The following is a 13,850-nucleotide window of genomic DNA, read 5'->3' as shown; positions in this document are numbered from 1 at the left end:
GTAAATCTACGTTTTTTGTATACTAAAGATATCTGATAAGATCCAATTACAAAAACTTGTTCTCGTTATATTCGCCAAAAGTCGTAAAGTGGTAGGTAAATCAAGGAGAGTAATAGGTGAAATTTTTATAGAAGAAATAAAAAAAGGAAAGAAGTTGGAATAATTGACGGTAAATAGTATTCGAACACAAATAGAATTAGTTTTAGATGAGCTACCTGTCTCTGAGAAAAAGATAGCACAATATGTTCTTTCTTACACAAAAGAGGTGACTCAAATGACAATACATCAATTAGCAAAAGAAGCAGAAGCAAGTAGTGCAGCTGTTGTTCGCTTTTGTCGGTCACTAGGGGTAACAGGTTTTCCAGACTTGAAAGCACGCCTATATGCTGAAATAAAGCATATACATCATGTCGGGTATTTTGATATTGAACCTGATGAAAAAGTACAATCCGTAATTGATAAAACGTTATCTAATACAGTACAAACACTTCATGATACTGTGGGGCAATTAGAAACGAAATCTATTGAAAAAGCAGTCGAATTTCTAAAAGAAGCAGAAGTTATTTACATTTATGGAGTAGGGGCATCTTTTCTTATTGCAGAGGATGTAGCACAGAAATGGATTCGTTTAGGAAAAAAAGCTTATGCAATTTCAGATCGACATTTGTTAGCAGTCGCATTGGCTACTCAATCAGAAAATGCATTATTTTGGGGGATTTCTTATAGTGGAGAAACAAGCGATGTAATAGAGCTAATGAAAGCAGCCCGAAATCTAGGACTGAAAACAATTAGCCTTTCTCGTTCAGGAAGCAGCAAAATTTCCGAGTTAGCAAATGTATCTTTATTTACGGCACGTGCCCCTGAGGCAAAAATTCGTAGTGCGGCAACTAGTTCTCGATTTGCCCAACTATTAGTAATTGATGTTGTCTTCTTTGCATACTCATCATCTCAATATGAATTAACAGTAAAACAATTAGAAAAGACAAAACAAACAATACAGCAACTAAATGAATAAAAGTATTTTCGTAGGAAAGGCTGAGGTTAGACACTTAAGGAACGGAGAGAGTTTTAAAATGAAAATAAAACAACAAAAGCCTAAGGGTCTATGGAAAAAAAGAATGTTTATATTTCTTATAATAGTGTTGGCCTTTGGTATCATGGGAGTCAGTTATTGGAATTTTTCACCAGCTCCAAAAGCATTTTTAATTAAAAAAGCATTTGAAGGTGGGGTGTTTGAACCATCCACTAATTATGGAAATGCCCTAAAAGAAACAATAAGCGTTAAGGATATTAATTATAATTCTAAATTTCCAGATGGTACATTAGATCTTGTTTATCCAAAAAATCATAAAGAAACAACGTCTGTTATTTTTTGGGTACATGGAGGTGGATTTGTCGGAGGGGATAAATCAGATATTACGGGTTATGCGGTAGAGCTGGCTGCTCATGGTTATACAGTGGTAAATATCAACTATGCTCTTGCTCCTAAAAGTACATATCCAACACCGGTACTACAATTAGGTGAAGCTTACGAATACATAAAAGAAAATGTAAACAAGTATGACTTGAAACTAGATCGTGTATATTTTGCAGGAGATTCTGCTGGGGCACAGATATCTAGCCAATTTGTTAATATTCAAACATCTGCAGAGTACGCGAAGTTAACTAAGATTGATTCTATTGTTGATCCTACAACAATAAAGGGTGTATTGTTATTTTGCGGTCCATATAGTATGTCTGAATTAGCTAAAATAGAATCTACTAAAGAAATACAAGAATTTATGCGTACTGCTGGTTGGGCGTATTTAGGTGAGAAAAATTGGGAAGGTTTAAACGAAACGAAAATAGCCTCGGTTTTAGATCATGTTACAAAAAATTATCCACCAACTTTTATAACAGATGGTAATACAGCGTCATTTGAAAATCAAGGAAAAGCATTAGTTTCTGCTTTACAAAGAGAAGGTGTATTAGTAGATAGTCTTTTCTTTGATAAAAATGTTTTTGGGGAGTTAGGACATGAATTTCAATTTAAAATGAATACTTCAGCTGGTCAAGATACTTTCAACGAAGTTCTTGGATTTTTAAGTAAAACTAAATAATATGCATTTGATAAAAAGTTTGCTCTATTCCTTTGAAATACACCTCTGCCAAGTAGACAGTATTTAAAAAGTGAAACTAAATCACCCGAGTTCTATATTAATATGGACTCAGGTGATTTAGTTTCTTTTGAAATCTTTAATGATTATAAAAATATATATTTGCGCACAACAAACTTAGCCTCATCAGCTGTGTGAAAAATGCCTATTTTAGATTTGAATGTGAATAATCAACAACTAAGGGAAGCACCAACTCTAAGGTGTCTTCCCATATTTAATACTTTTTATCAATAATCAATTTTAACAGAACCTAAATAAAAAAATGAGAAGAATGAATAATATTCTTCTCATTTTCAGGAATTAGGGTGGAATTTTGGATGAAAAATCCACAAGCATAGTGTAACAAACTACGTAAGGTAGATTATATTTAATATTGCATATAAGGAAAGACCTTTCTGTAGAAATAAAAGAACTTGAAAAGTCTATTTTATAGGTGTTTCTAAGTTTTTTTATTTCCATGATACCAATTTAAGTAGGAAGAAATAGATGAATTATTTAATATATCTGGCAAAGAGAGAAACAGAATCAAAGCTAGTATTCTAGCTGTTTTCTTAGACCTTAGTGGCTTTGAGAGAAGTTTTTAAACTTATTGGTATGAATGAAATGAATAAACGTTTAAAAAGTTTAAGGAAGTTAAAAATTTGTGGTAAAATGTGTAAGTTTATTAAGGTTATATTGAATAAAATTCGTGCGCTAATCAAGATAAATTGGTAAAGGAGTGTGTTTTATGACAGAAAATATTAACATAAATGTTAAGGCAGGAGGGAACTATGTACCAGAATCAAAATGGGGATGACAGTCTTTCTTTGATGGTGGACTTTTGAGCTTCATTGGTTGGAGTATCTTGGGAGCTCTTATTACAGTGTTCACGCTTGGTATTTGCTATCCGTGGGCGGTATGTATGGTTTATGGTTGGAAAATTAACCATACGGTGGTTGATGGGCATAGAATGAAATTTAAGGGTTCAGCAGTTTGCTTGTTTGGTAACTGGATTAAATGGCTAATTCTGACAGTTATTACACTGGGTATCTATGGTTTTTGGGTTAGCATTAAACTTGAAGGCTGGAAAGTCAAAAATACAATCTTCGTTAATTAAGAGGGAATTTTGATTCAGTACCTGAAGAGATGCGATTGTGAAATTACGTACACTATAAATAACTCAGTTAATGGCATATAGCTTTTAATTCTTACGATTGATTATAGTAATCATTAAAAGCTATATGTAAGGGTTTTTGATTTTAATTTGCATATTAAGTGTTTGTAATAATGGATATAAATTTCTATTTATGATTAATGTAGGCAAATGGTTTTTGAGTTGTCAAAGCTCTATTAAAAAGCAAGCTTGCTCCAGCAGACTTGCTTTTTTGTTATTTATTAAGTATGCAAAAACCGCCAACATTCCAAATTAGGAAAATATCAAACAGTACAATAAATTAATGATAATCATTAGAGTAATCCTCAAAATAGATTTATCTATATGAAAGAACAGTTAATAAAATTCACGTTTAAATCGGGAGAGTGCTCTAGTCAATTTTCGCTTTAAATATATTCACAATATAAAATAGCCTATGCTATAGATTACTACGACATATGCTATTTTACTTATTTTAAAATTCAGTTTCGGTGATATTCGGAAAGCTCTTCAGATTTTAAAATGAGTTTTTATGCTAGTTGTGCTTTTGTTAGTGACTGAACAATTTACATTGATCGATAGGTAAACGCATTTATTATTAAATATTTACTTGCTGATGAAAAGAAAACAGTAAATTCTGTTTGGGTGAGTAGAAAAAGGACGGTGGATTTAAAAATAACTCAAAACTTCGCACGAAATACCAATTTTACGAACAATAAGATGTATAAATAAAAATCTAATACAGTATTTAGGGATTTCGAGCTCAATTGCATAAATCTCAGTATATTGGTATGTGTCTATATAATTCATATTTTATATAGGAATCATTAAATACTGAACTATTCATTGAAAAAATCCTATATAGTAAATTACCTTTTACTATATAAGATTTTTTCTTATGTTGATCTAATTAACTCCTCATAATTATGATTAAATTAACCAATTCATGTTAGATAACGAATTTTAAACTGTTTTCATATATTGATTTTTTGTATGAATTTATATATATAAATTGTTTTATTTTATATACATTTATATGTAGTTTTTGCACAAATTTTTATGGTCTTATACAAATTTATCACTTAGTTAGCTATAATTTTCATTTGACTAACTACACTATACCATTCAGTTTTGAGCATGTTTTAGTATTTCATAATTTAATTATGTAAATAAGTTTGTGTAAAAATTGAATTTAACGCGAACTTGTGTTCGTGTTTCTTTTCTGTTATAGTGTATATGAGGTGATTTTTATGGAATACAGCAAGCAACGTCAAAAATCCGTACATCGTAGGAAATTATACGAGAATTTAAATGAAATGCCCTTTTACATAGAAGAATTTGTGGAGTACAAAGAATTGCATGATGCCTCTCCCTCCACCCTACTGAATTATGTATATGATTTTAGAGTCTTCTTTAATTGGCTATTATCTGAACAAATTATTGAATTTAAGCCGATTAAAGACATATCCTTCTCTGATTTGGAAAATTTAAAGAAAAAAGATGTTGAGAACTTTATGAGGTTTCTAAAACTACAACAAAACATGCAGAATTCCTCTGTTAACAGAAAAATTTCAGCCTTAAAGTCTTTATTTAAGTACCTTACCTCCCTATCAGAAAATGAAGATGGAGAATGTTATTTTTATAGAAATGTAATGGCTAAAATAGAAATACATAAAGATAAAGAAACATTAAATGCTCGTGCAAAACGTATGAGATCTAAAATATTCCATAATGATGACGATCAAGACTTTTTGAATTACGTGAAGTACGAGCATGAGAAATCGTTAACAAAACATCAGTTGTTCTATTTTCTAAGAGATAAAGATCGTGATGTAGCTATCCTCTCCCTCTTTCTTGGTAGTGGTATTCGAGTAAGCGAATTGGCCGATCTTCGTATGGAAGATATAAACTTAAAAGAAAGACTAATTGATGTAATCCGAAAAGGAAACAAAGAAGATTCTGTATGGATTACCCCAATTGCATTGAATGACCTTGAAAAGTATATGGAAATCAGAGATAACAAATATGCTCCAGGAAAAGAATTAAAAAATGTGTTTTTATCAAAGTATAAACATACTGCACAGCCACTTTCCGTTAGGGCTATCCAAGATATAGTAGAAAAATATACTAAGGCCTATGGCAAAAAAATGTCTCCTCATAAATTAAGACACACATTGGCAAATAAATTATATATGGAAGAAAAAGACTCGTTACAAGTAATGCAGCAACTCGGGCATACGAGCCAAGATACAGCTTTGCTATATACACAACTTGGGGAAACAACTATTAAAGATAGTTTAGGCAGAATAGGAAAAAATAAATAATAAAAGTTCAGCAATGCAAAATTGCTGAACTTTTATTATTTTCTCTGCTAGAGTTAGTGGTTTTAAATGTCATGCATTATTCATTACATATTTAATTTTATTATATAAAAAATACATAGTTAAAATTCTACTTTAATTGGTATATAAAAACTGTCTCTTGTTAGAATTAGATAAATGAAAATTTTAGATTCCTACAATTGGTGTTTACTCTTTTAAGTTGATAGCGATGTGGTGATACCCGTTTAGAACGCTATCTTTGCACTAAAAAAATCGAACCATAAATTTGCCGGTAAGCTTATGGTTCGATTTAAAATTTGTTAGTTTCATATTCTCTATTTTTTATCACCCGTATTGTAGTAAATGTAGTGATGGATATAAAAAGTACTATACATAATAATAAAATATAAATATTATAATTCATCCTTCCGTACTTACAGTATAAGGCTAACTCATAACAAAAAATCCCGTATACAATTATTAGTATTGGATTTGTTACTAATGACAGAAGTATCCTTTTTACATTTTCCTTAAATATAGAAATCACTCCTAATTACATGAATTACTGATATTAAGTATATTTTACTGTAAAGTAACAAAAAAGCTATTTAATCTTGCCGTCAAAAATACAATAGATATCTGTCTATTGTATTTTTGGCAGATGTCTATTAAAACCGTTTAAAAATCTAGTTGTTTCATAGACAATGGATTTTTGAGTGAATACTAAAGTTGCTTCATTTGAGAGCCAAATAATGAAAATGAACCCTCATATATTAATTCATTCCCCCTCAATGATATTTATCTTTCAGATTTTGTTGATGCTTTGTAAAAAAAAGATTCTAAAAAGGTAATTGTAATTGAATTAGAAAAACACGCGAAGGTTGGGAAATTAGTAAATCATAGATAAAAACGTCCTATATTTTAATAGGACGTTTTTTCTTCTATAAATAATGTATTCTCCAATATCTAAAAAGGACGGTTTAACTACTTACTTATATCTATCTATAATTCAATAAACCTACTTCTCCTCATACCATGGGTTTAAATGAATTAGTACTTCATATATTTCTGGGTTCTGATTTATAATAGTAGTTTTTATATCCCTACAAATATCATGTCCTTGCTGGATGCTTAAATGTGCCGGAACACTAATTCTAATATCAATTAATACATAGTGACCATGATCACGTGCGCGCATTCTATCAATTCTTTTTACAAAAGGATGGGCCTGAATTACTCTCTTATATTCACTACATTTCTCGGTAGGAATACCACCTTCCATTAATATATATATTGCTTCTTTCCCCATACTAATCGCTAACTTTAATACGAAAAAAGAAACAATAATACCGGCTAAAGGATCCCCATAAGCTGCATATGGAATGGAATAGATATTGTTTATCAAAGCAATACCAATTCCAATTACAGCTGCAATTGAGGCATAAACATCAGCAAGATGATCATAAGCAGTTGCTATAAGCCCTTTGCTGCTTGTTTTTCGACCAATTCGTATTGTGTATACATATAAAATTTGCTTCCATATTAATGAAATAATCGCTGCTATAAAAGCAATTATATGGGGTTTTGTCGCTGGTTCAAATAATGACTTTATTGATTCATAAACCATAAATAAAGCCGCTAAAATTAAAATCACAGCTACAATTCCTGATGATATAACTTCTGCTTTACCATGTCCATAAGGATGATCTTCATCAGCTGGCTGGTTTGAAATTTTCATTGATCCCAATGAGGCTACGGATGCTACAACATCGGCAGCATTATGAATCCCGTCGGCTAATAATACCTGACTTTTGAAAAGTAAACCGACTATAATTTTGATGAGAGTCAGAAATATATTGCTAATTACACTAATCCATGCTGCCAATAAGGACGTTTTTTGGTTAGCATTCATATTTATCCCCACCTTAACTTTACTCTTGTTTCAAAATATTATTGTTTAATTCAATTGTGTAGTTATAAGTCTGTGTCTTGCCATTTTAATTTCTTTCATACATTACCCAATAATAAGTGTGTGGGTCTATACAAACATTTTCTCATCAGTAAAGGTTTAAAGCATAACTTACTTTGTTCTTTTATCCTTATTTGTTATGAAGTGTAAAAAAGAGTGACACAATATGCCATGCTTTTCTCATTACAAACATCAAAGCGACTAATGTGTTGCTTTGATGTTTGATGAAATGTCTTCAGGTATGATTACTAATTCATTCTGCGCATTAATCTTTACTCATCTGATCACAACAATTATTTTTACAGGTTGTCCATTTCACATAGCTGTAGCAAATACTATAAGATTAAAAGCATATAATTGAATATGAGTGTAAGCTGTATACATTAATTATCCTTCTTTTAAATCCTTGGAGATTTTCCATATGATTGAGTATCTCTATACGCTTTTCTTTAATGAATTTTAAATGATAAAACTTTCAATTTTATTACACTATTTGTATGTTAGTTTTTAAACTTTAATTAAACCTTCATTTATTTAAGCATTCATAAATCAGTTGCAATATTTGCATCAAATTCATCTGATTTTTTAGTATCTATTTTTTCCCCATCCATTGTCACCCTTATTTCTTGTTTTTGGTTTGCTGTTACCATCCAAGCATTCGGTAAATAACGATCTTCATGGGATAATGTAGAAGGTGAATTTATAACCTTTCCTCCTAAATATAGCGTAGCAGAAGAACCTCCATCCATAGCCATCGCATTTATTGCTCCTTTTTCATATAGAATATCTTGACACTCTTTTAACGTAGCTCCTATGCTATGTGTCTGCCTACCGTCAATCACTAGAAAAATTATTGTGCCATCTTCTTTTTGTGCCATAATACTTCGCGGAGCAGAGCCCCAACCACCGTCTCCTTCTGTAATCATTTTTTCTCCATTTACAATTAACTGTGGCATAAATCCTGCTGCTGAAACGACTTGTTTATCCAAAAGTTGTTGGGTAGAATAATTCCCTGTTATCATTTGTCCAAACTTTGTTAAGCCCGTAATAATTGTAGGGGTATTTTTATCTATATTTGTATCAATTGCTTTCCCATTTTCTATTGCTATTCCAGTTGCAATATTTCCTCCACCCCTTCCTGTTTCATCAGTAAATCCACTTGCATTCACAGCAACAAGTGCATGATTACGTTTTGCCATTACGCTAATTTTTTCTCCTCTTTTATCGCCCTGTGTTCCTTGATGGCTAACAAGTTTAACATTGAAAGGGTTACTAATAGTGACTAATTTTCCTTCGAAAAGAAAGCGACTATCTTTGTTACTTTTAATCGTTTCTACGTCAATTTTTAATGGCTGATTTTTTAATTCTTCTAATCTTTTTCCTGCTATTTTTTTATAAATATTCTCATCACTATTTGACCATTTGGGATGATTAATTCTATCTTGTAATTTATCTAGTTCCTTTTGGGATAGGAATGTATATTTCGCATATTGTGGATGCTGAGAAGTTAGTATACTCCCAGCAATTGTTACACGAAGATCTCGACCATAGTTAGTACCAAATAATATTCCTATGCCAATAAGCATGAAAATAGAAAGAAGAAGCAAAATTCGTTTGAAGATTTTTCTTAGATGTTTCATAGTTATATCCTCCGTCATTAATTACATTCAATGAATCCTTTAAAATATTATTTACCTAAAGACACAAGTGTTTGTTTCCCTTATTCCCGAGTTCCTCACTATGTCTTAGCAAGCAAGGCAAAATACTTGTTCTACATTTCTTATTTATTTCAGTGTATATTTACAGATTTAATAACGTTTTTGCAACCAAGAAATATATTACTAATCCTGTTCCGTCAACAAATGTTGTAATAAATGGACCAGAAACGACTGCAGGATCTAATTTAAATTTTCTCAAAATCAAAGGTAAAACAGCTGCGACAAGCGAAGCCCAAATAACAATAAATAATAAAGTGATTGCTACAACTTGTGCAACTTCTGTTCCAACCCCTAACATATAAGCACGAATGAGCCCAGCTACCCCAAGTGCAAGTCCGAGAAGCATGCCAATTGCAAATTCCTTTTTCATTACACGGAAAATGTCTTTAAATTTCACCTCTCCAATACCGATTGCACGAGTAATTGTTGCTACAACCTGTGTTCCTGTATTCCCTCCAGTACCCACTAATAATGGAACAAAGAAAGCAAGGGCAACTACTGTTTCAATTTCGTCTTCAAAATACTTTAGTACTGTACCTGTATATGCCTCAGCAACAAAAAGAAGCAATAACCATGGTAGACGTTTAAAGAAAATGCTCCAAATACTAGATTCAAAGTAAGATTGATTTAATGGTTCACTTCCACCTAACTTTTGGATATCTTCTGTAGCCTCTGCTTCCATAACATTCATTACGTCATCAAATGTTATAATACCAATCATTTCATTATTTGCTGTTGTTACAGGTATTGCTGCTAAATTATAATTCAGTAGCTTTTTTACAACTTCTTGCTGATCAACCTCAGCAGGTACTGAAATCACCTCTCGAATCATGATATTGGATAATATCTCTTCATCTGCTGCTAGTAATAACTCATGAATGGAAACGATTCCCTTAAGATAACCATGACTATCAAGAACATAAATATAAGAAATTGATTCTACATTTTTAGAATGTTCCCTAATGTACTTCAATGTCATTTTTACTGACCAATTCCCTCTAACTGCAACAAAATCACTTGTGACAAGACTACCTGCTGTTTCAGGTTTGAAAGCCATTAATTTTTTCACATTATGCTTTGTAATTTTATTTAGATACGCCATTAATTTAGCTTGTTTTTCCGGATGAACCGCTAGAAGTAAATCTACTGTTTCATCAATCGGTTGTAAATTTAGTAACTTTTTAGCTTTGTTTTCAGATAAGTGAATTAAGATATTATATTTTTCTTCTGTACTCAAATGTTGTAGAATTTTTGAGCTTTTTAATACAGGAATCTTATCTAGTAATATGACTTGATCTTCTATTGAAAACCGTTTTATTTCTTGCGCAACATCATACGACGGATGACGTAAAACTTTATCTGCATCCAAATCATTTTGGGTTACAAGTAATTCATTTAATAATTTCTTCATGTTAACTCCTCCTCATATTGCTAAGGGAGACTCTAGAGTTTCATGAGTGGTTTTGTATTATTTTATCTGTCTAAAATTTTGATTAGAGCATTAATAGTTACATTGCAATCAATTTATTAAGAACTACCTCCTTTTTGAATATAGACAAGATAAAAATAAATAACATTAAACAAAAAAAAACCTTACTCAAAAAGGAGTAAAGGTTTTTTTACAATACAAATAAATGATTATTAAGACAGCTCTGCAATAATCCCAGAGGTGCCTTTCTATCAAATCGTATACCACTCCCTCGTTGAGTTTTAGCACTGTATAGCATAGGTTTTTATAACCAGCTACATTAAAAAGGGCCTTAATCCGACCGTTCCTGTTGACCCATTGGCGTCTCTCGACATTTTTGGGCAGCAGCGTTTCTCTATACAGGAGCCTCACCTAACAAAGATTATTGAATTACTTCAAAATTTAAACCAGAATTTAATATTTGTCAACTAACTTTCGATTTGATTCATAAAAAATTCTTTTTTAGAGAAATGTAATTAGATTCTATTACAAATTTGAAATTCAGCTTAAAAGATTTAAAATTTAAATACAATTAGTTCAAAAAAACGTTATAAAACATATGAAATTTCGTATAAGAAACTTATTGTTTATGATTAATTCGTGACTTTATAGCAGCAGTTACATCATTAGTCATACCGTACTTCAAAAGAACATTCTTCAAAAAATCTTATTTTATGATTAATATCTTCTTTACTGTTTATCAAATTTATATGGTTAAACTACTTAATCAAATTATACATTCCAAGTCGCAAATATGTATCTATATGAGACAATTAAATATAATTTCTCACATCATTTCTCAAAGATTTATAAAGCAATAAAGAATATAAAGTTAGCAATACGTTTACTTGACAAGCAAAAAAAAAGTATTTATGCTGGCTACACGAACAAACACATAAAATTTATATTGCTAAACCTGTTAGGTGAGGCTCCTATACAAACACAGGCTATTGCCCAAAAATGTCGAAAGACGCCAATGGGTAGAACAGGAATTGTCGGATTAAGGCTCTTCTTAAGATAGCTAAGTAATGAATTTCCATTACTTTACGTTGTATAGTGCCAAAGCTCTACTAGGGGGAGAAAAGCTTTATTTAGTCATGCCATTTTGAATCCTCCCTAGTATGTAACTAAGGGGGATTTTTGCGTAAGAAAACAGGGTGTAAGCGATAGAATCTCTCAAAACAAAAGTACTATTTAATACTTGTTGAGAACAAGATTCTATTCATTAGCAAATGTAATATTAAGTGTTAATGTAAATCAGGAGGATTTTAAAATGAAAAAAATAATAAAACTCGATTATCTATTGCTCCTCCCTCTATTCATAACATGTACTTTAGGTATTATCATGATGTATAGCGCTAGCTCCATTGTTGCTGTTCAACATTACGGTTATAACAGTAGGCATTTTGTTGATTCTCAATTAACAAAACTATTTTTAGGAACAATTGGGCTAATAGTTTGTGCTATTCTCCCATATGAAATATGGAAAAAACGAATAGTCTCAATCTGTATTATGATTGGAGGGATTTTTTTGTTAATTATGGTTTTATGGAAAGGAAAGGTGGTAAATAATGCTCAATCATGGATCTTTGGAATACAGCCAGCTGAATTTCTTAAATTAGGAACAATACTTGTAACAGCCCGTTTTTTTGCATTGCGACAAGGATTAGCTAAACAAATTTGGATTGGGGGCGGAAAACTTTTATTTTTTTTAGCTATAATTTTTTTCCTAATCTATAAACAGCCAAACTTAGGATCTGCACTTTTAATATTAGGTATAGTTTTTAGCATATTTCTTTGCTCGGGAATAAATATAAATCTATTAATTAAAAGAACTATAATAGGTGCTATTTTTTGGTTACCTATTTTATATTTTTTGATTCAATTTAGTTTGTCAGATGTTCAAAAGACACGTATTACTACAATTATCAATCCCTTTGTTGATGCACAAGGAAATGGATATCAACTTGTAAATTCTTTTATTGCCATTGGCTCAGGAGGAATTATTGGACGTGGATTTGGAAATAGCATTCAAAAAACAGGTTATCTCCCCGAACCACATACTGATTTTATAATGGCAATCGTTTCTGAAGAATTAGGATTCATTGGTGTATTCATTATAATGGCCGGAGTATTAGCTATAGTTCTTCGCTCACTAAAAATTGCACAGCTATGTGAAGATCCATTCGGAAGTTTTATAGCAATTGGTATAGGGTGTATGATTGGTTTGCAATCTGTTGTTAATTTAGGCGGTATTACGGGAATACTTCCTCTTACGGGTACCCCATTTCCATTTGTAAGTTTTGGTGGAAGTTCTTTAATGGTTAATTTAATAGCAATAGGAATATTACTTAATATTTCAATTTTCAATAAAATTAAGTTTATTAATTATAATATATGATTTTCTATATGTTGTTCTATTTTTAATGGATGAATTCTTTCTGATTTTGGACAGACTGATTCCGTAAATCAATCTGTTGTTTTTTCATTAGAATTATCGCTAAAAAATGAAATAAACACAGTAAAAAAATAACATTGTAAAAATTCGTGGCAAGGGATGAAGGATTCACAATGGCTGAGAAAATATATATATAATTGGCTGGTCTCAATTCTTAAAATTCTTTTTATTATATAGATAAGCATAAAAATATTAGGAAGTTAATAGTAATATATATCAGATAGAAATTATTAAATCAAAAGAAAAAGCAATCATTGAAAATATAAAGCATTAAAGACAGGTCAAAAGATACACGAAACAAAGAATACGGATGCAAAAAATGGATCAATTTACGTATAGAGTACATTTTAAATACAATTTTCAAGAAAAAAAATTTAAGTAAAGCTTTACTACAGATTGGTGGGTAACCTGTAACAGACGAAACACCTCCTATTGTTAGACTGTCTACAAAAGCAAATAAAACATGTTTTGTGGATTTATTTTCCTTTTATTTAGTTATAGTACTAGTAATTTCTTCTATTTTGGAGATAGTGATGGCCACTATCATTCTTCTAGGAATACAGAATTATTAATGCATTCATTTTTGGATATTTATCAGTTCCAAGTTAACAATTCTAAATAAAATTAC

Annotated in this window: 8 protein-coding genes, 2 pseudogenes and 2 riboswitches; of the genes and pseudogenes, 5 read left to right on the top strand and 5 right to left on the bottom strand. The window is 31.0% G+C overall.

The window, feature by feature from the left end; translation table 11 throughout:
- The first annotated feature begins 163 nt into the window (after window positions 1-163).
- From ACU8YW_RS27935 to xerS, 4 genes are all read left to right on the top strand, one after another.
- A complete protein-coding gene (locus ACU8YW_RS27935) occupies window positions 164-1,015 on the top strand; it encodes a MurR/RpiR family transcriptional regulator (protein ID WP_426934526.1) in 852 nt (283 codons plus the stop codon).
- Between the two features lie 58 nt (window positions 1,016-1,073).
- On the top strand, window positions 1,074-2,099 hold the full coding sequence (locus tag ACU8YW_RS27930) for an alpha/beta hydrolase (protein WP_426934527.1): 1,026 nt from the start codon (window positions 1,074-1,076) through the stop codon (window positions 2,097-2,099).
- 877 nt (window positions 2,100-2,976) lie between these two features.
- Window positions 2,977-3,252, top strand: a complete 276-nt coding sequence (locus ACU8YW_RS27925; protein ID WP_426934528.1) for a DUF898 family protein — start codon at window positions 2,977-2,979, stop codon at window positions 3,250-3,252.
- Window positions 3,253-4,538: 1,286 nt separating this feature from the next.
- Entirely contained in the window at window positions 4,539-5,612 is a 1,074-nt protein-coding gene (xerS, locus tag ACU8YW_RS27920) for a tyrosine recombinase XerS (protein WP_097890956.1), read from the top strand.
- 313 nt (window positions 5,613-5,925) lie between these two features.
- On the opposite strand, the pseudogene ACU8YW_RS27915 reads toward xerS, so the two are convergent.
- The 4 genes and pseudogenes from ACU8YW_RS27915 to mgtE all read right to left on the bottom strand — a co-directional run.
- A pseudogene (locus ACU8YW_RS27915) lies at window positions 5,926-6,156 on the bottom strand (WD40/YVTN/BNR-like repeat-containing protein); the annotation flags it as partial.
- 471 nt (window positions 6,157-6,627) lie between these two features.
- Entirely contained in the window at window positions 6,628-7,521 is an 894-nt protein-coding gene (locus ACU8YW_RS27910) for a cation diffusion facilitator family transporter (protein ID WP_426934529.1), read from the bottom strand.
- Window positions 7,522-8,120: 599 nt separating this feature from the next.
- On the bottom strand, window positions 8,121-9,218 hold the full coding sequence (locus ACU8YW_RS27905) for a phosphodiester glycosidase family protein (protein WP_426934530.1): 1,098 nt from the start codon (window positions 9,216-9,218) through the stop codon (window positions 8,121-8,123).
- Between the two features lie 160 nt (window positions 9,219-9,378).
- On the bottom strand, window positions 9,379-10,707 hold the full coding sequence (gene mgtE / locus ACU8YW_RS27900; RefSeq protein ID WP_098149795.1) for a magnesium transporter: 1,329 nt from the start codon (window positions 10,705-10,707) through the stop codon (window positions 9,379-9,381).
- A gap of 276 nt (window positions 10,708-10,983) precedes the next feature.
- A riboswitch (M-box (ykoK) riboswitch) is annotated at window positions 10,984-11,151 on the bottom strand.
- A 521-nt stretch (window positions 11,152-11,672) separates the two neighbouring features.
- Window positions 11,673-11,849: riboswitch (M-box (ykoK) riboswitch) on the top strand.
- A 188-nt stretch (window positions 11,850-12,037) separates the two neighbouring features.
- Here mgtE and ACU8YW_RS27895 point away from each other — a divergent pair.
- The gene (locus tag ACU8YW_RS27895; RefSeq protein WP_426934531.1) at window positions 12,038-13,165 is read left to right on the top strand and encodes an FtsW/RodA/SpoVE family cell cycle protein; all 1,128 of its coding nucleotides are present in this window, start codon (window positions 12,038-12,040) and stop codon (window positions 13,163-13,165) included.
- A 316-nt stretch (window positions 13,166-13,481) separates the two neighbouring features.
- Here the strand turns inward: ACU8YW_RS27895 and ACU8YW_RS27890 are convergent.
- Window positions 13,482-13,706: pseudogene (locus ACU8YW_RS27890) on the bottom strand (ISNCY family transposase); the annotation flags it as partial.
- Between the last annotated feature and the right edge of the window lie 144 nt (window positions 13,707-13,850).

Source organism: Bacillus pretiosus, assembly GCF_052947655.1.
This window is presented reverse-complemented; position numbering and strand designations above follow the sequence as displayed.